Origin of the sequence: Microbacterium deminutum (assembly GCF_039530205.1) — a bacterium.
GTDB classification, from domain to species: Bacteria; Actinomycetota; Actinomycetes; order Actinomycetales; family Microbacteriaceae; genus Microbacterium; species Microbacterium deminutum.
In genome coordinates this window covers 83,479-101,634 of the sequence record NZ_BAAAOG010000009.1, presented here as the reverse complement: position 1 = coordinate 101,634, position 18,156 = coordinate 83,479, and the positions used below count along the sequence as shown (strand labels likewise).

19 protein-coding genes and 1 pseudogene are annotated in these 18,156 nt (G+C 66.6%); 7 read left to right on the top strand and 13 right to left on the bottom strand.

Going from position 1 to position 18,156, the window contains the following annotated elements; all coding sequences use genetic code 11:
* Positions 1-125: 125 nt before the first annotated feature.
* From ABD212_RS16840 to ABD212_RS16805, 8 genes are all read right to left on the bottom strand, one after another.
* A complete protein-coding gene (locus tag ABD212_RS16840; RefSeq protein WP_344096860.1) occupies positions 126-989 on the bottom strand; it encodes an ABC transporter permease in 864 nt (287 codons plus the stop codon).
* The gene (locus ABD212_RS16835; RefSeq protein WP_344096858.1) at positions 976-1,956 is read right to left on the bottom strand and encodes an ABC transporter ATP-binding protein; all 981 of its coding nucleotides are present in this window, start codon (positions 1,954-1,956) and stop codon (positions 976-978) included. The genes ABD212_RS16840 and ABD212_RS16835 overlap by 14 nt, the downstream gene beginning before the upstream one ends.
* On the bottom strand, positions 1,953-3,020 hold the full coding sequence (locus ABD212_RS16830; protein ID WP_344096856.1) for a LolA family protein: 1,068 nt from the start codon (positions 3,018-3,020) through the stop codon (positions 1,953-1,955). Before ABD212_RS16830 ends, ABD212_RS16835 begins: the two co-directional genes overlap by 4 nt.
* A 322-nt stretch (positions 3,021-3,342) precedes the next feature.
* Positions 3,343-3,831, bottom strand: coding sequence for a hypothetical protein (locus ABD212_RS16825; RefSeq protein WP_344096854.1), 489 nt, complete (start codon positions 3,829-3,831; stop codon positions 3,343-3,345).
* Between the two features lie 266 nt (positions 3,832-4,097).
* On the bottom strand, positions 4,098-4,508 hold the full coding sequence (locus ABD212_RS16820) for a hypothetical protein (protein ID WP_344096851.1): 411 nt from the start codon (positions 4,506-4,508) through the stop codon (positions 4,098-4,100).
* 1,051 nt (positions 4,509-5,559) lie between these two features.
* Entirely contained in the window at positions 5,560-6,201 is a 642-nt protein-coding gene (locus tag ABD212_RS16815; RefSeq protein ID WP_344096849.1) for an alpha/beta hydrolase, read from the bottom strand.
* 232 nt (positions 6,202-6,433) lie between these two features.
* On the bottom strand, positions 6,434-6,823 hold the full coding sequence (locus ABD212_RS16810) for a RidA family protein (protein ID WP_344096847.1): 390 nt from the start codon (positions 6,821-6,823) through the stop codon (positions 6,434-6,436).
* Positions 6,824-7,002: 179 nt separating this feature from the next.
* The gene (locus tag ABD212_RS16805; protein ID WP_344096845.1) at positions 7,003-8,157 is read right to left on the bottom strand and encodes an MFS transporter; all 1,155 of its coding nucleotides are present in this window, start codon (positions 8,155-8,157) and stop codon (positions 7,003-7,005) included.
* A 368-nt stretch (positions 8,158-8,525) separates the two neighbouring features.
* Between ABD212_RS16805 and ABD212_RS16800 the strand changes: the two genes are divergently transcribed.
* The 6 genes from ABD212_RS16800 to ABD212_RS16775 all read left to right on the top strand — a co-directional run bounded on the left by ABD212_RS16800 (position 8,526) and on the right by ABD212_RS16775 (position 13,535).
* Positions 8,526-9,098, top strand: coding sequence for a YdeI/OmpD-associated family protein (locus ABD212_RS16800; RefSeq protein WP_344096843.1), 573 nt, complete (start codon positions 8,526-8,528; stop codon positions 9,096-9,098).
* A 190-nt stretch (positions 9,099-9,288) separates the two neighbouring features.
* Positions 9,289-9,906 carry a TetR/AcrR family transcriptional regulator gene (locus ABD212_RS16795; protein ID WP_344096841.1) on the top strand — a complete coding sequence of 206 codons (618 nt, stop codon included), beginning with the start codon at positions 9,289-9,291 and terminating at the stop codon, positions 9,904-9,906.
* A 175-nt stretch (positions 9,907-10,081) separates the two neighbouring features.
* Positions 10,082-10,846, top strand: a complete 765-nt coding sequence (locus tag ABD212_RS16790; RefSeq protein WP_344096913.1) for a sugar phosphate isomerase/epimerase family protein — start codon at positions 10,082-10,084, stop codon at positions 10,844-10,846.
* Complete coding sequence (locus ABD212_RS16785; RefSeq protein WP_344096839.1) at positions 10,843-11,967, top strand: Gfo/Idh/MocA family protein; 1,125 nt, start codon at positions 10,843-10,845, stop codon at positions 11,965-11,967. The genes ABD212_RS16790 and ABD212_RS16785 overlap by 4 nt, the downstream gene beginning before the upstream one ends.
* A gap of 439 nt (positions 11,968-12,406) precedes the next feature.
* Positions 12,407-12,706 carry a hypothetical protein gene (locus tag ABD212_RS16780; RefSeq protein ID WP_344096837.1) on the top strand — a complete coding sequence of 100 codons (300 nt, stop codon included), beginning with the start codon at positions 12,407-12,409 and terminating at the stop codon, positions 12,704-12,706.
* 388 nt (positions 12,707-13,094) lie between these two features.
* Positions 13,095-13,535: a signal peptidase II gene (locus tag ABD212_RS16775; RefSeq protein WP_344096835.1), complete on the top strand. Its 441-nt coding sequence runs from the start codon at positions 13,095-13,097 to the stop codon at positions 13,533-13,535.
* Between the two features lie 150 nt (positions 13,536-13,685).
* Here the strand turns inward: ABD212_RS16775 and ABD212_RS19030 are convergent.
* From ABD212_RS19030 to ABD212_RS16750, 4 genes and pseudogenes are all read right to left on the bottom strand, one after another.
* Positions 13,686-14,472 (bottom strand): annotated as a pseudogene (locus ABD212_RS19030) (alpha/beta hydrolase).
* 308 nt (positions 14,473-14,780) lie between these two features.
* Positions 14,781-15,131 carry a hypothetical protein gene (locus ABD212_RS16760; RefSeq protein WP_344096828.1) on the bottom strand — a complete coding sequence of 117 codons (351 nt, stop codon included), beginning with the start codon at positions 15,129-15,131 and terminating at the stop codon, positions 14,781-14,783.
* A gap of 113 nt (positions 15,132-15,244) precedes the next feature.
* Positions 15,245-15,427: a hypothetical protein gene (locus ABD212_RS16755; RefSeq protein WP_344096826.1), complete on the bottom strand. Its 183-nt coding sequence runs from the start codon at positions 15,425-15,427 to the stop codon at positions 15,245-15,247.
* Positions 15,421-15,795: a PadR family transcriptional regulator gene (locus ABD212_RS16750; RefSeq protein ID WP_344096824.1), complete on the bottom strand. Its 375-nt coding sequence runs from the start codon at positions 15,793-15,795 to the stop codon at positions 15,421-15,423. The genes ABD212_RS16755 and ABD212_RS16750 overlap by 7 nt, the downstream gene beginning before the upstream one ends.
* A gap of 961 nt (positions 15,796-16,756) precedes the next feature.
* Here ABD212_RS16750 and ABD212_RS16745 point away from each other — a divergent pair.
* Positions 16,757-17,500 (top strand): phosphatase PAP2 family protein, encoded by a 744-nt coding sequence (locus tag ABD212_RS16745; RefSeq protein ID WP_344096821.1) that lies wholly within the window; start codon positions 16,757-16,759, stop codon positions 17,498-17,500.
* A gap of 289 nt (positions 17,501-17,789) precedes the next feature.
* On the opposite strand, the gene ABD212_RS16740 is transcribed toward ABD212_RS16745, so the two are convergent.
* Positions 17,790-18,023, bottom strand: coding sequence for a phage baseplate assembly protein V (locus ABD212_RS16740; protein ID WP_344096819.1), 234 nt, complete (start codon positions 18,021-18,023; stop codon positions 17,790-17,792).
* Positions 18,024-18,156: the final 133 nt, after the last annotated feature.

Genomic DNA, 18,156 nt, shown 5'->3' with positions numbered 1-18,156 from the left:
ACGCGGGGAGCTGGTATCGGCGCCGCCGTCGACACATGCTGTCGGACGACGCCGTGCGCGACACGAGGTCCATCAGCCCGCTCCGACGGGGGCACGGCGGGGGAGGGGGTGGGCATCCACGACCCTCAGTTCAAGATGTCCTTCGTCGTGAAGCGCGCGATCGCGAAGCTGCCGAAGATCGCGACGTATGCCAGCTGCAGCACGAGGTTCTGGCCGAAGGAGTCGAACAGGATCGGGCTGCGCAGCAGGTCGCCGAACGAGAGCCACGGGTGGGTCGGCAGATACGGGTGGATGAGGTCGAACTGCGGGAGCTGATCGAGCACCTGTGACACGCCGGCGATCACCACGGTCGCGGCGATTGCGCCGACCGGCAGTGACGTGAGCGTCGAGATGAACAGTCCGATCGCGCACAGGCCGAGGAGCGACACGGCCGCGTAGCCGGCGAGCAGCAGGATCCGGATGAACGCCTCGCCGAGGCTCACCGTGTCGCCCGACAGGAGGGTGACAGGACCGACGGGGAACAGAGCCGAGCCCGCAGCCACGCCGCCGACCACGATCGCGAGCACCGCGGCGATGACGAACGCACAGGCTGTGACGAACTTCACCACGAGCAGGCGCACGCGACCGACGGGCGCGATCAGGAGATAACGCAGCGTGCCGAAGTTCGCCTCGCCCGCGATCGAGTCGCCGGCTACGACCGCGACGGTCAGCGGCAGGAAGAGCGGGATCGAGATCGTGATCGCCGTGAATACGATGAACAGGCCGTTGTCGGTGATCTGGCTCAGGAATGCAGGTCCCCGCCCGCGAGATCCGGCGCCCGTGAGCCGCACGGCCACCCCGATCAACACCGGAACCAGTGCGAGCGCGACCAGCATGACGATCGTGCGCCAGCGCCGGAACACTGTCGCGAGCTCGGATCCGAGCAGCGCGAAGGGCCGGCGACGGGCGCCCGCGTCTCGATCCCGCACGGAGGCTTCAACCGTCGACATCGAAGCCCTCGCCCGTCAGCTCCACGAACTTCTCCTCGAGGCTCGCGCCGGTCACTGCGACGCCGCGCACGCGCACACCGTCATTGACGAGCTCCGCCGTCACGAGCTCGACCGGCAGACCAGGCCGCAGCGCGGCATCCACTTCATCTGCGCTCGCGCGTTCACCCTCGAGTCCCAGACGTCGCAGAGTGGATGCCGCGGCCTCCGCGTCGGGAGTGCGCACCCGCACACGTGGTGAACCCTCGGCGCGGAGCGACTCGAGCGTGCCGCTGGTCACAAGGCGCCCCGACCGCATGACGGCGACGTGCGTGCACAGTTGCTCGACCTCGCTGAGCAGGTGGCTCGAGAGGAACACGGTGGTCCCGTGGTCGGCGAGCGCCCGGATGAGCGTCCGCACTTCGCGGGTTCCTTGGGGGTCGAGGCCGTTCGTCGGCTCGTCGAGCACGAGCAGCTCGCGAGGGCCGAGAAGCGCGCACGCCAACCCGAGCCGCTGCTTCATGCCGAGCGAGTAGGCGCCGGCACGCTTGTGCGCTGCGGCGCCGAGTCCGACCAGTTCCAGCGCGTGGCGCACGCGCTCGCCACGGGTGCTCCGCGAGGACGTCGGGTCCGCGGAATCGAAGCGTGCGAGGTTGGCCGCGCCGCTCAGGAACGGCGCGAACGCCGGTCCTTCCACGAGCGCGCCCACTCGCGGCAGAACCGTCGCGGTCGCGCGAGGCATGTCGCCACCGAGGAGCCGGATGTTGCCGGCCGTCGGGGTGGCCAGTCCCAGCAGCATGCGGATCGTCGTGGTCTTGCCCGAGCCGTTCGGGCCCAGGAAGCCGAATACCGAGCCTCGAGGCACTTCCAGGTCGAGATCGTCCACGGCGGCGCGCCCGCCCGACCGGCCGAACCTCTTGGTCAGGCCGCGCGTGACGATCACCGCATCGGCGGTCGCAGCATCCTGAGCATCGACGGGCGGGCTGCTCACTTCGCGGTCGCGAGCAGCGTCGAGGCCGGCACAGCCCCGGCGAACACGGTCCCGTCGTCACGTAGGTACACCGTGAACAACGAGGTCCGCAGCATCCGTCCGCCGCTCACGCTTTGGGTGAGCTCGTTCAGCAGAGAGAGGTCGCGCGGTGTCTGGTCTGTCGTTGCTGAGGTTCCTGTACCGGCGGCGACCTCGACCACGGATTCCCATCCGGACCCCGTCACAGTCGGTGCCGTCACGTCACCGTTGCCGGGATGCATCGAGTTCGAACCGTCGGCCGGCGGGGTCAGGTCGTGAACCGTCGTTCCCGTCGGCGGCGTGAACGAGAACACGCTCGAATCCGGTCGCGAGAAGTCGATCGAGGTGAACGCCATGCTGAAAGCCGACGCGGTCTGCCCGCGTGGCGTGACGTGGACACCCAGCGGCACGCCGGTCTCGGCATCGACGGTGACGACCGCGTTACCGACGAGGGTGGCCGAGGTTCGCGGTTCGAACGTGAGCTCATACACGCCACGCCCGTGGAACGTGTCTGTCGAGACCGTCAGCGACGTCGTGGGCGTGATCGAAGCGATGAAACCGTCGGCCATCGCCGCAGGTGTCAGCGCCTGGTCGGTCTGCGCGTTCGGCTCGTGAGGTGAGGCAGTCAGATGCGTCGCGGTGCGGGCTTTCGCGTCGTACGTCCACACCGACGTGTCATTGTGGATGAGGTCGCGCTCACTGAGAGTGTCGAGGATCTGCACGCGCTGCTTCGATTGACCGTCGACATAGACCTGCGCCGAGTGGGAGCCCGTCACGAGTGCGACGAGACTCACCGCGTCCAAGCCCTGCGAGGAGGAATCGGGCGCCATCGAGGTGGGCAGCGGCGGTAGGCCTAGATCTGAGGTCTGCTGCACGGTTCCGAAATAGTGCGCGTCATGGCTGCCCGCGATGAGAGTCAGTACTTGGGCAGGCGTCTTGTCGGGAGGCGGCGAGGCGCTGTAGGCGATCGACGGCACCGCGATAGCCGCGACCACGACGGCGATCGGAGCAACGATCGCGGGAATCAACCCTCTGCGAAACCTCATCGAGCCATACCTCCATGAGCGCGTTGTAGCGCGGCTCCCGATAGTGAGTGTAGGTCGTCCGCAGTCGGTGTGGGCTGGGTGTTCCCTGCAATCAATCACGCTCCGCAGCCGGATGCAGCTGGCGGTCCCCGGGTTCGAGCATCCTCGCGGGTCGAGCCGCGTACGGATGCCGGTCCGGCAGCGCACTCATCCCGTGTCCGGCGGGCTCAACCCGAGTGCCGCGGATCCGTGCCATTCTGCGACAGCCCGCTCGATCCGCCTATCTGGTGGAGTCTCCGATCGCTGCTCATCTGGGAGCACGTCGCTGACACATCGTTCTCCCTCAGGCTCGCACGGAATACCCTGTCGCCTCGACGACGTCAATCAACCGCAGCAGGTCCTGCCATCCGTCCGCCCGTCTCACCAACTTCTGTTCTCTGATCTGCGCGTTCGCGTAGATGTTGCGGAGGCGATATCCGTATAGCTTCGCAACGATCTCGGGACGGAGCGATCCACTCTCCACCATGACCCCGACACGTTCGAGTGCGCCAAGGTATCCCTCCACTCGTGACCACTCCTCTGCCGAAGCGGGACCTCCCAGTTCGGCTTGCCACGCGCCTCCGGGCCGAAGGAGTACGTGCACGTCCGCGAAATCGTTCAGCCGATCGTCTATCTGCAGGAGCAGTGACCCCTCGACGCTCCGCTCCGTCGCGAGCTGCGCCGTCAGCGAATCTTCGCGCTGCTTCGCGGCCAACGAGACTTGTCTTGCGGCGTACACAAGGGCTGCGGCTGCCAGTGCCAAGCCCAGCCAGGTCGGGATATCACCCCACATTGGTCGCTCCCGCGATCGGATTGCGCTCTAACCATAGACGTCGCCGCCCGGGGCAGGGAGACGATGCGGCGTCGGGGTGATGGACTATCTGCGGCGTAAGCGCCGCCCACAACCCGGTCCCTGACAGTACGCACCGGGCGATCCGATTCTCGGTGTCGCTTGGCTGATCGACGCTTCCCGCTCGTCGAGGTCGGGGCCAGCACGCGTTCGGGAATGGAGCGCGATCCTGCCGAACTTTGTCGGTTGGCTGTTTCATCATCTGGATCTCACGCGATGGTGGCGTCGATGAGGGACCCCACCAGATTCGCCTTGAGGATGCCGGCCGAGTTTGCGTCAGCACGGAAGTCGACGCCGTTCCCCGCCGACACGTAAAGCCGGGCGGGTCCTCCGAACTGATGCATGCACGCGACTCCGAGTTGTCCGCCGAAGTTCAGCGGGCGGGAGGCGAAGTGCACAGGCAGGTAAACGGTCCCGGTAGTGCCCGACAGATCGTCGCGACCTGTCGCCGAGATTTGATCGACGGCGTCACCTTCTCGCACGGCGACGTAGCCGGACATGTGCTCGACGACGAGCATCTTCCCCACAGGAACGACGGGTGAGGTCGTCCCCGTGATAGCCGTCGTCACGTTCTCCCGATTGTCCACGTACACGCTGACCGCAAATCCGCTGGTCGCCATTTCTGAGCCCTTCTTCGAGGGTGAACGCGAGGCGGTGAGATCCTCACTCGAAAGGACAGAGCGGTGCACGCGCACGGTGATACCCCGCCCACAGCGTGCTCAGGTGCGTGCTGGATGAACAACTCTCCACATCCAGGACTGTCCGACGGCTGTGGCGTACCACCGGGTCTCACCAGTACCCTTCACGGTTGCGGCGTCGAAGATCTCGCATCCGATCGCCGCGGGCGATGGCGTCGCGCTCGTCGTGAAGCTCGTCGGCCATGGGTGAGAAGGTGCGCGTGCGCGTACCGTGATGAACGTGGATGACGTCGATGTCGAATTCGCCTTTGGAGCAGACGCACCGCGCGGATTGGCGCCGCTGCGGGCGGTCAGCGGAGCCGTTTCCTCGTGCGCACAGATCATGCGCTTCCATCGGGTCGCAGGCGCGTCACCAGGCGGCTGGGGCCATCGATTCCGTGAGAGAGTCGCGGGGGACAATGTGGGCATGAAGATTGAGGTGCTTCACATCAGCGAGTGCCCAAACTGGGAGCATGCTGGCGACCGTGTTCGTCTGGCGCTGGTTCGACTCGAGGGCACGATGACGCGGATGGAGAGTCAGCTCCTTCGCACTCCCGGGGAAGCCGCTGCCGTGCCGTTCGCCGGCTCGCCCACGATCACCCTCGACGACGAAGATCGCTTCCCCCCGCGGTCGGCACTTCGGACCTTGCCTGCCGGATCTATCGCACGCCGGACGGCCTGCCGGGGATGCCGACAGTCGACGAGTTGGCGGAGGCAATCGGGGGCGCATGAGCGGTGAACGGGTGGTGTGCTCGTGCTGTGGCCGCGAACTGCCGCGGGCAAAGGTTCACGAGCTCGAGGCTGGACGAGCGCGGATTTGCCGGCGCTGCGGTCTGTGGGTCGCGGTGTGGTGGCGCGGCGATCGTGGTCCGGCGCGGTGACCGTCGCGGATCCCTTATCGGGCATGGTCGTCCGGTAGCTTCGATCCAAGATTGCCGGTCTTGTCGTCCGAACTGATTGGGTCGAGGCTCTGCTCGATGGGACCTGCATCGCGTCAGCCGAATGCCCACTTCACCATGGTCGGCAGCTCCGCCCGCCACAGGTCGGGTCCGTGCTGGGCGACTCTCTCTTGCAGCACGACGTCGGCGCCGGCATCGCTGAGGGCGAGCGCCCACCGCGTCGCGTTCTCGAGGAAGAACGGTTCCTGTGTGCCGGCGACGAGGTACGTGCGGGGGATTCGTGCCGGCATCTCGTCACCCGGTTGGTAGCCTGCCCCGGGCGAGCCTGACAGTATGGCGCCGAATCGGTCGGGATGCCGGAGCCCGAGGGCGAGGGCGAGTTCTCCGCCCGCAGATGCGCCAAACACCGCGGTGCGCGCCGCTGGCAGAGCGATGCCGAACTGCGAGTGCACCCATCGGGGGACATCGCCGGTGAAGAAGGACTCGTGTGCCGCGAAGCGGCCCGCGTCGAACACAGGAGAGTACTCCTGCAGCCGCAGCGTCTCATCCGTCAGACCGTGGACACCGACGATCATCGTCGTCGGAACGTCGGCGGTATCTAGAAGGCTGCCCCATTGGGCGGTTTCCTGACCATCTCCGGCGAAGACCACTGCCTCGATCGGCGCCCTTGGAAGGTAGACCGTGACGCCTCGGCCGCCGTCATAGTCCAGCGTCTCGGAGATCAGCTCACCCGCCATCAGCTCGAACCACGCGACTCACGCCAGACCACTCCATACCTGCGCACCAGCTGGCAGGGCCTCCACGCTCGCCCTCCCACTTCGAGACTGTTGCAGGGCCGACTCGGACGCAAGGCCAGCCGCGCAGTCGATCGAGGATCCCCATGCGGGCACTGTGACAGCGGATGGATCGTCACGGTCTCTGGTCGGATCACCTGAATTGATGGCGGTCTCGGCCGCGCTGACGGCGGAGTCAGTCGCCGTGAGCAGCGACAGCCTGGATCTCGATCTTGCAGCCGAACGGGAGCGCGGCGGCCTGGAACGTGAATCGTGCCGGCGCAGTTGTGATGTCGGGGAACTGCTGATGCCACCAGTCGTTGAGGGTGGCGTAGTCGTCGATGTCGGCCACGACGCACTGCACGTAGACGATCTCCGTGGTGGTGTACCCGGCGGCAGCGGCGATTCGGGCGATGTTGTGCCACGCCAGGGCGACCTCCTCTTGGAACGTGCCCGGCCTGTACGCACCGTCCGGTCCGAGCGCGGGCATACCGCTGATGAAGCACGTGCCGTTGCTTGCAGCGGCGAGGCTGAACGGGAATCCCGTCGGCAGCCCCTCACCGGTGAGAGTACGAGTGATAGTCATGGTGCCTATCCTCACGGTGGTGAGCATCAATGTGCACGCCCTTCCCACCGAAACCGTCGAACCACGACCGGCATCGACCACCTGGTCAGCAGCCGATCCCGCAGCGTGCGCTGCTCGCGGCACGTGGGTCGGTGCGGGTGGCTCGTCTGGTCGTCGCTGCCCGAGCCCGTGGATCCGCGTCAGTTCACCGAGTGGCGGGAGCGGCTCATGATGGCGATCCCGATTGTGGCCAGACCGGCGTATGCGGCGGGCACGAGGAAGACCGTCGGGAGTCCGAGGAAGGCGACCCCGAGACCGCCTGTGAGTCCTCCGAGCGCGCTCGCGACCGCCGTGGAGCTCATGAAGACGGCGGATGCCGTGGCAACCGCTTCGGCAAGCAGACGCTGCGCGACGATGATCCCGAGGCCGGCGAAGATGCCCCAGACGCCGCCCATCAGGATCTGGCCCGCGAACATCCCCGCCGCGGAATCCGTCAATGCGAAGCAGAGGTTCGCGCCGACGCCGAATGCGGCGCCGATGACCATCAGTCGCATGATGCCGATGCGTCGGGCGACGATCACGGCGATGGGCATGAGGATCAGCTCGATGAGCGGTTGGATGCCGATCACGGCGCCGCTGACCACTGCCGGCAGGTGCAGGTAGTCGTTCATGTAAATCGGCAGGTACGCGTACTTGATCGGTTCGCCGGCATAGACGAGCACGTAGAGGCCGGTGAAGGTGAGCAGCGGCAGCATGATGCGGATGCCGCGGCCACGGACATTCCGTTCGGATTCCGCCGTCATTGCGTCGACGGTGAAGTCTGCTTCGAATGTCGTGGAAGAGCGCAGGAAGCCGAGCGGCACGATCTGGGCGAGAGTGAAGATCGCCGTGCTGATCAGCATTGTGCGAGGCCCGAACTCGGCGGTCAGGAACGCACCCAGCACGGGTCCGACGATCCAGCCCGCGGTCAGAGCCATCCGCACGATCGAGGTGACACCATCGGCGACGGGACTCTCGCTGGCTTTCAGATCGTCGTGAATTGCGGCGAAGAGTTGGGAGCTCGCCGCCCCGGCGAAGGCGAGGACGGTTGCACTGATGACGAACGGCATCCATGCCTCTGTCGAGAATGCGATCCCGAGCCAGCCGACGAAACCAGCGACGGCACACAGTCGGAACAGGCCCAGGCGCTTGCCTGTGTGGTCGGATCGAGCTCCGATCAGATACCCGGCGACCGGCGCAGTAAGGTTCGTGAGGTAGTAGAGGCCCGCCGTCGACAACGACACATGCAGCACATTGACGAGGAACAGCGCGATCTGCGGGGCGGCAGCTGAAAACCCGAGTCCGGACAGGAACAACGCAATGGTCGCGCCACGGTATAGGGGCGACGCCCAAGTGGCCCTCATGGCCGACGGTGCGGGAGGGGCTTCAACGGGCTGGACCAACGACGCCCTCCTAGGTCAATGAATCGTCGCTCAGCAATACTGCACCATTGCAGTCGACAGGATGGACGCGCCTCGATCAGACCCGTCCGCCGCGACTTCATTCAGTTGCTGCCACTGTGTTGCCACGCCGCTCAAGGCGCACAGCGGATCCCTCAGCGGGCAAGGTCGTGGAGCACCTCGTACTCACCGACGCGGTTCAATTGCTTCGACCGATTGGGTCATCGATCATCTTCGGGCGGGCAGGCGGGCGTCGGTCCGAGGGCAAGAGCTATCCTCCCCTCATGCCCACCCACGTGATCAAGCCCGAGCTGCATGTGCACACAGTCGCGGAGTGGGAAGCCTGGTTGAACTCGGACCCCGATCCGAACGGGGTCCGACTGCGTTTGCGGAAGAAGGCGTCGACTCAACCGGGGATCACGTACGCAGAGGCGCTCGATGTCGCGCTGTGCTTCGGGTGGATCGATGGGCAGTCGCAATCCATTGACGCCGACCACTTCCTGCAGACCTTCACGCCACGGCGACCGCGAAGCGTGTGGTCAAAGGTCAACATCGGTCACGTGACGCGGCTGATCGAGGAAGGTCGCATGCGGCCCCGTGGCCAGCACGAGATCGACCGCGCGAAGGCGGACGGGCGATGGGACAGCGCTTATCGGCAACGCGACGGCGACCTCCCGGTGGAGCTGCAGGAAGCCCTGAACGCGGACCCGGAGATCGCCGAGGCCTTCGCGGCCCAGTCCGCGCAGAACCGGTTCGCAATGGCCTTCCGCGTGGCCAATCTCAAGCGGCCAGCTTCGCGAGTCGCGCGCGTTGCCGACTACGTCGAGGTGCTCAAACGAGGCGAGACCCTTCACTGACGACCACTGAGCATGGGCTGACGGCCCCCTGCTGAGGTCATCCGTGCCGCCGACCTCCAGGAGGCGGACTCCTCGGCCGCCAGGGATCTTCGCCGCTCATTGTGCTCCATCCCACCGTGTGGGACGACCCCGGCTGGTTGGAGCCGATGGCCGAAGAGCCCGGATGCCACGCGCTGGCTAGAATTCGACGATGAGCGCCCCTCCACCCGAATTGCCTTCCGATCGGCGCAGCTATCCGAAAGGGGTCGCACGACGCAAGGAGATCCTCGACCGGGCGATCGAGGTGTTCGCCAAGCGGGGCGCGCAGAGAACCAGCCTGCGGGCGATCGCGCAAGAGGTCGGCGTCACGCACGCCGCACTCACGCACTACTTCGGTTCCCTTGAGGAACTGCTCGTCGCGGTGTACCGGGAGTCGGAACTGCGGGCGGATGGTGAGGGGCCGGCAGCGCCGGACGTGAGCCCAGCTGAGCTGATGCGCATCTCGGCGAAGGACAATCGCGAGATTCCCGGGTTGGTCCAGCTCTACTCGGCGCTCGTCGCGAAGGCCCTCGAAGATGGCCACTCCGCCGCGCAGGAATTCGCCACCCAGCGATTCGCACGTGTGCGCGAGGACCTCGCTCATCGAGTGCGGCACCTGCAGTCTGTGGGGCGGCTTCGCGACGACGTCGACCCGGAGCTCGTCGCGGCGTTGGTCGTCGCCGCATCCGACGGACTCCAGACCCAATGGCTGCTCGACCCGGCAGTCGACCACGAGGCGGCACTCGCGATGCTCGACCACCTGCTCGCGCGCTCGTTGGCTGACGGTTGACCGGCGAGGTGCCCTGCACATAAACTTCCATCTGGAGGTTTTCGCTCGTCTACCCCCGGGCACGCGATCGCTGCCCGCACTCACCGAAGAAAAGGTCATCGTGGTCCTGCCTGAATCATCTAAGCCCCAAGCGTCCGTCCAGCTCTACACGCTCGCGGAGGCGTTCTCCGCCGACATGGGCGGCTCGCTCGACAAGCTTGCGGCGATCGGCTTGAAGAATGTGGAGGCGTTCGACTTCGTCCGCCGTCCGCATGAGATTCGCAGCGCTCTGGGCGCAGCTGGACTGTCCTCGCCGACCGGGCACGCGCCTCTGCTTTCGGACGAGCTGTGGACGCCCGACGGCTCGATCCCCACGCCGGCGCCGGAGATCGTCTTCGAGGCGGCCGCGGCGATCGGAATCACGACGGTGATCGACCCGTTCGTCGCTCCGGACCGGTGGTTGACGATCGAGGGTGTCACCGATATCGCCGACCGCCTCAACCGCCTCGTCGACGTAGCCGCAGGCTTCGGGCTGAGTGTCGGCTACCACAACCACGCACAGGAGTTCGTCGCGGACTTCGACGGGCAGACCGCGTACGAGCGTTTCGTCGAGCTCACCGACCCGCGCGTCGCGATCGAACTCGACCTGTTCTGGGCGCTCGTCGGCGGCCAGGACGGCGTCGGCCTCGTCTCGCGACTGGGCGACCGGCTCGTCGCGGTGCACGTGAAGGACGGCATCGCCCCTGCGGTGAACCCGTTCGGTCCGGATGCCGGGGAATTCGGCTCTGCGAGCCTCGACCAGCGCCGCCCGGGCGAGGGCGACGTGCCACTCGCCGACGCGCTGCGCGCGGGGACGGCCGTGAAGTACGCGGTCATCGAGTACGACAACGCCCCGGGAGACGTGTTCGAGGACATCGCCGCGAGCTATGCGTTCCTCACCGAAGGCGGGTTCGTCCGATGAGCGCGGTCGGTATCGGCATCATCGGCGTCGGAGTCATCAGCGACACGTACCTGCAGAACCTCGCGTCGTTCCCCGACGTCGAGGTCGTGATACTCGGCGACCTGGTCGTCGAGCGGGCCCGCGAGCAGGCCGAGAAGTACGGGGTTCCCGCACACGGAACCGCGGACGACGTCCTCGCGCACTCAGGTGTCGATCTGGTGATCAACCTGACGATCCCGGCAGCGCACGTCGAGGTGTCGCGGGCCGCGATCGCGGCGGGTAAGCACGTCTGGACGGAGAAGCCGCTCGGCCTCGACCGCGACGGCGCCGCTCTCCTGCTGAGCGAGGCGGCGGCCGCGGGGCTCCGCGTCGGGTCGGCACCTGACACGCTCCTCGGCCCAGGCTTCCAGGCGGCACGCCGCGCGATCGAAGCGGGCCGCATCGGACGCCCGCTGTTCGCGCAGACGGCGTTCCAGACACAGGGACCCGACCTCTGGCATCCGAACCCTGCCTTTCTCTTCGCTCACGGCGCGGGGCCGCTGCTGGACATGGGTCCGTACTACTTCTCCGCCCTGGTGAGCCTGTTCGGATCGGTCGATCGGGTGTCGGCCTTCGGCTTGAAGGCGAGCGAGGAGCGGCAGATCCACACCGGCCCGAACGTGGGCGACACCTTCCCCGTCGAGGTGCCCTCGACGATTCAGATCATCGCGGCGTTCGACTCCGGTGCCCAGTCGCAGAGTCTGCTCAGTTTCGACTCGGCACTCGAGCGGCACGGCGTCGTCGAGATCCACGGCACCGAGGGATCGATCGTAATCCCTGACCCGAATCAGTTCGCCGGCCGCATCGCGGTCGTCGAACCGCTGGGCGTCCTCCGTGACGGGATGTCGTTCGATCAGCCATGGATCGAGATCGAGCACGACCAGATCGAGATCGGCCGCGGGCTCGGCGCTCTGGACATGGTCCGCGCGATTGCCGAAGGGCGTCCGCACGTCGCCTCAGGGGAACTCGGATTCCATGTGCTCGACGTCCTGTTGTCAGCCGCCGAATCGGTCTCCAGCGGTGAGACGGTCAAGATCCAGAGCACTGTCGCGCCTGTTCCACTCCTTCCCGCAGGGTTCGACCCCTTCGCCTCGACCCTCTGAGATGGAGAACCTGGGCTCGGGTCGCCCAGCTGCGTCCCAAGCCCAGGAACTGGCGGGGCTGTTCCAACGGTCAGCAGGAAGGGCCCGAACCGCGGAGACAACGGAGCAGCTCCTAGACCCGAGGACTGCAGCTGGTCCGTTTGTGGCCGAAGCAAACCGCGAGTCGATAGCCAAGCGGCCCGAACCCGGGACGGTGCGTCGAGCGGGATCTTTCGCCCCAAGCGCGCGAGCATGTCGGTGCGTGCATCCAGCCGCGCGTGAGCGATCGCTAAGGGGGCAGTGCGCGCGTGGGGTAGGCGGCGTGCGGGCCCGAGCGCATGCGATTGTGGTCCGCCAACGGGCATTGGCCCCAGTAAGGGATTCTTCCGGGCGGCCGATTCGGATGGCCCTCCGAGCGGATGCCGGATCGGGTCGTCCGGGACCGCCTTAGGCTGTAGGCATGAGTGTGGGTGAGACCGGCGCGGGGTGGCTGAAGACGTTCCTCAGCGATCCCATGGACGCGGCCGTCAAGGGGACTGCGAGGATCCTTTCGGTATCGGAGCCCGTCGGCCGGGCGCCGTACTCGAGGTGCACGCTCGAGGTCCTCGCCGAGGCGCCCGACATGGAGTCGAGAACCGTCAGCGTCGAGGCGGTCCTGCCGCGCAAGCATTGGCCGCGGGTCGGAATGGTGGTCCCTGCCCGGCTGGCTCCCACTCGCCCCGATCTGGTCGGGCTCAACCTCGAGGCATTCAGGCACTGACCAGCGCAGGGTGGATCCCTACGCGGCCGTGCCGGTATCGGGGACCTTGCGGGCGGCCCAGACGGCCGGCGGCGACCACCACGGAGGATGCTCGCAGTTGGCGGGCCGCTTCGGGTCAGTCGTCCGTGGTGAGAAGCCGGTCGTTGATGCTGGCTGCGATTTGATCTGTGGTGGCTGCCTCGACAGGCAACGTCGGGACACAGGCCCACTCGCCGAGTGGGGGCATCGGTTGGTGTGAAAGTCGAGTGCTCGAACCGTGCGTCGGTCATGTCAAAGCTCCTCGCTGCCCCGTTCGTCGGAAGAGAGGAGCGCACATCCTGCCGATGCCAGCCAGGGTCAGCTTTCATGGCACCAGACAAGATAGGAGCGCGCCCTGAGGTGCTGGAGCATGTGCGCAGCGTCTGACCGCCGCTCGCGCGGGCCGGGGTTCGCGGTCGGACACGTCGTAGACTTCATCAACACGCCGTGGATGATGCCGGCGGTCTGCAACCTGGCCCACATCCTCATCGTCTCGATGATGATCGGGGTGGCGCTGTTGGTATTGGTGGGAGTGAACATGAGCGGCGAGTGGCATCGTAAGCACCTCGGAGACGACGTACCGGAGCAGGCTCCCGACGAGGAGACACTGTTGGGCGCCGCAGGCGACGAGGTTCCCCCCGGGGGAGTCATCGCGGGCTCGTTCAGTCAGGAGTTCCCCGGCGCCGACCCGTACGCGGGCATCCCGGCCGACGAAGTCGGCCTCCCGCCGCTGAGCGAGGCCGAGCAGGAGGCCGTGGCGCGCGAGGCAGACCGGCTCGCAGACGACCCGGACGCCCACCGCGACCTCTGAGATTTCGTCCGGGACGCCGTTCGCTAACCGATCCCTCTGCGTGCACGGCTGGATCGACGGGCTGTGCACGAAGTGCGAAGTCCTCGTTCCGACGCTGCCCTTGCGCGAGCTGCGTGGAGTTGCGCCTCACGGGGTGGCCGAACGCCGGTGCTAACCGAAGGCCGATCGCTGCGCTTTGACGACGGCTGCCATGGCCGTGTCCGCGTCCCTCGCGAATCGCGGGAAGTCGAGGAACCCGTGCGGCATTGCCGGGTATTCGATGAGCTGAACGTCAACCCCCGCCTGGCGGAGCGCGGCCGCGCAGCTCACGCCGTCATCGTGGAGGGGGTCGTGCCACCGACGACGACCGTCGTTGCCGGCAAACCCGCCAGCGATTCCGCCTTCAGGGGCCACACTCGCCAGTCGTCGACATCCCCGCCGTAGAGTTCACCGAACTTGGCCATGTCCCCGGCCGTGAGGATGTACGCGTCCGCGTTCGCGCGACGGGATTCGGTGTCCCCCGCACCGGTCGCGGGATACAGCAGGGCTTTGTGACGGATCAGCTGGCCTGCGTTGTCTCGGGCCATCAGCGCGACACGGCAGCGAGATTTCCTCCGGCGCTTTCGCCCATGACACCGAGCCGGTCCGCGTCGGCACAGAGTTCAGCGGCGTCGTCTGCGGCCCAGACCAGCATCGCGTAACAGTCCTCGACACCGGCAGGAAACGGATGCTTCGGAGCCAGGCGATATTCGACGGACAGCACAATCGCATCCGACCCCTTCGCGACCGTGCCGCACATCCAGTCGCCGCCACGCAGATCGCCGATTACGAAACCCCCACCATGGAAGTAGATGATCAGGGGGCGCGCTGTGCCAGGTATGGTCGGCGCGTGCACGCGGACCCTGATCCCCTCGATCGTGCGATCCGCGACGGCCACCCCCCTCGGGCGGCTGCCCATCAAGATCGACGCCATCACTTCCGGCGCACCAGAACACTGCTTCGCTCTATCTGCTCCGGCGTCGCCTTCGACACGGACGATCCAGGAAGACGGCGCATGACTCTGTCGACACGCCGCATCCCTGGGGCCAGAGGTTCCACGACGCCGACCCTACTGCCGGCAAGCAGACACCGTGCCAACGGCATCCTTGATCTGCACGTATCCGAGATCCCGCGACCAGCCCAACGTCGCCGCGAATGGCGATAGTAGCCCATCGCGGCGCCAGACGAGGTCCGTAGCCGATCGCTGCGTGCCCCATGCGCGCCGGGCTAACGGTGTTGCGTTCTCATGCACAGCTCGCAGAACAGGTCGCGGCGGAAGTATCCGCTCTCGGACAACTCGCGGGCGACCTGGAGGCGCCGAAAGGCTTCCCACGTGTCAATGGTTTCGAGTGGCTCGGTGTTCAGTAGTTCTGGGCAGTTATCGCGATGCAGGATGTTCTGACGATGGCCAGGGTCAGAGCCGGTCCACTCGCAGACGTAGATGACGCCCGACGTCGGCACCTCGCCGCCGTAGGTGAGCCCGTACCAGACAGCGCCCGCGCACCAGTCGTCTGCTGTCCAGCCCTCCGGGCGCTTGGGGCCCATCCGGTCCTCATCGCGGATGCGGGCGATCTTCACGTCGGGGCTATCAGCGCGCATCACCGCGGCTGCCGGGAGCGGGGCACCAGCCCCGCGGGGGGAGCTGCGCGTACCGGTCGGCCGCGCTCTGGGCCGCTCGACGTCAATTTGGGTCACCATTTGCTGCCGATGTGGGGTTCGCTGCCGTCCCAGCGCCAGCTGAACACGTCGGTGCGGTCCTTGCCGCACGTGATGCAGCGCTGATGCCGCTCCCCGTCGGGGGAGCTCTCCACATGCCAGTGGTGCCACATGTTCAGGGTGCACAGCAGCGGTTTGGTCCGCAGCACGGTCAGCATGGTTCTTCCTCCTCGGTCCGGATGGGATGTGCCGAACGCAGCGACCACGCGGATGCCGCGATCTGCAGTGCGTGCCCGGTTTGCCGCCGGGGCGTGCGGCGGGTCTGGTACGCCCTGGCGAGGGCGTTGCGGGCGGCCTCCGCGCCTTGGGCGTCAATCTTGTAGTAGCGGCGTGCGTGGCGGCCGACAACGAAGGGGTCGACGTCCTCCCACTCCGAGGTCGCCCAGCCGAGCCCCTCCAACCGGACCAGAATCCGGTGCACCGTGCCGCTTGGCAGCCCCGCCGCCTCACCGATCTCCATCCCGTATAGCTCATGGTTCGGGTCGCTCAGCAACGCACGCAGCACCAGCTGCGTCGGGATGGTCATTCTCGGTGCCTTCGAGGTCACAGTCGTATTCTACCTAGGGACTAAGTAGAGAACAAGTGTCATCCTGAACGTCTCGCGCGTGTTTGGTCTGGCGGCGTCTGCGAGCGGCAAGGAGAAGAAGGATGACGTGTTCGCCGAAATCCGGCTCGGCGTGTCTTGGGTCGGCGTAATCGTCGGTCCCGGCCCGCCGACGAAACCGGGCGGTTCGGAGATCGGGTCATTTCACCCGGACCCGGCAACCCGGCCCTCCGGTGAGTCGCCGAACTGATTCGACCCTGTCGAGCCCTAGCGGGCGGAACCGGACCCTGCAGAGAGCAAAGTGAGGGTCCAGATCTGGATGTGCTCGTGTGGTCGACCCTTGCCCTGGGCTGGGTCCTCACCGAGACCGAGGTTCCCGCCAGCGCACGCGAGTATTCTCTGGGTCAGCCTTTCGAAGGGCGAGTGAATGACAATTCCGAGTTCTGAGATTCCGCCGGACAATGATGTCGGCACGACACTCGAGCAGTTCCGGCAGGCCCTGACGAGGTCAATCGCCCGTCGGAGCATGGGCCTCGACCTCACTGACGAAAAGGCTGACGCCATTGCGGCCGACGAGGCGCTCTCCGCGAGTTGGTACAAGTTTCGGGGCGCTCGCCAGCGAGTCGGGCTGGCGCACGATATCGCTTGCGAGCCCTATTTCACGCTGCGCCGGATCCAGCCCGGCCAGCGCATCACATACTGCCACCCACGTGACGGTAGCCAGACCCCCGGATACTCAGCCACCACGGCGAGATCGCGGAGATGCCAACGCGGGCCCGTATGACCGGGCTCCAGCGGTACGCGAAATGCGGCAGCACCCGCCCCTGAGGGTCGGGTACCGCGCACTCGGGGGGTCCTTCACCGCGGAACGTGGACGTCGTGGGGTGGCTCGTCGTGCGTGTTCGCCGGCCGTCGTCGCGACCGTTGAACGTACTATCGACAGATGGATGACGAAGACGTCTCGGAGCTGGTCAGCGGCGCAGCCCCCGCGCCGGTCAAGATCGCCCGCCTGTGGTGGGTGGTCTCAGCGGCTGCCGCGCTGCTGCTTGTCGTCCTGCTCGGCGCGGTGATCTTCTATCGCCAGGCGGACAAGCCGTTCGGTTTCGAGGTGGAGTGGATGGGGGAACTGGTCGAGGCTCGCGCGCCGGTGTTCACGGTCCCCGCGCTCGTGTTGAACTGGATCGGCGGGGGCATCAGCGCGATCGCGATCGTTCCGCTCGTCATCATCGCCGGCCTGCTGATCTGGCGAAGGCCGTGGGCGGCGCTGTATTTCGTCTGCGCCGCGATCGCGAGCGAGCTGGTGGTCCTCGTCATGAAGAACCTCGTGGGTCGTCCGCGTCCGACGGATATCCTCGTCGCGGCCGACGTCGGCTCGTTCCCGTCCGGCCACAGCGCGAATGCAGCGCTCATCGCCACGACGCTGGGAATCATCTTCTGGCGCATGTGGATATGGATCGTGGGGGCCGCCTACACACTGCTGATGATGCTGAGCCGCACCTACCTCGGAGCGCATTGGATATCCGACACCGTCGGTGGGATGCTGGTCGGAGTCGGTCTTGCGGTGATCATCTGGGCTCCGTTTGCGTTTGTGCTCTATCGCGAGCGCCGCAAACCACATCCGCCGATTTGGGTGAAGGTGGCAACCCCCGCGGCGGCGATCGATCAGTCCGGAGAAGGCTCACACTGACCTGCTGTGCTGTGCTGGGCACGGGGGGAGCGTAGCGGCCCAGGGACCGAGGTCGAACCGATGTGATCGAATCATGCCGCCGAGGTGCCGGTCAACCGGACAGTCGCTCCTGAATCGCGGCGTGCCGCTGATCCGCTCGAACTTGGCCCCGCGGGTCGTATTCCGACAGCGCGGCGGTCATCCGGCGTCACCATGCGCCCCAGCCAGCGCGCAGGGCTCTCGACCACCGCTCGGGGCCCGGCCCCCTTCCGCATTGTGTATTGGTGCTGAAGCCGGCCCGGGAACCAGCTCACGTGGCCTGTTGCGGAATGACGCCCAGCACGACCGGAGCCGTGGAATCGTCTGCTTCGAACGCGACCCACACTCCGATGCCGATTTCGGGTGGTTGGAAGCCGTCGACACCGAACGGGATAACGACCGGAGCCCACATCGGCTCAACGCCGACTGCTGGTATCTCGACGCTCAAACGCCCAAGCCCGGCCGGGTCCACGACATCGATGACGGTTCCGCGGTGAATTGACATGAGCCCAGTATCGCCTCGACCACCCGCGCGTGAGCTGGTCCACCTGAGGCTGGCCCGTCGCCGGGATCGCGTGACTCGCCGAGGAGGAAGTGCGTGCCCGAATGCCGGTTCGGTGATATGCCCGGATGACGCG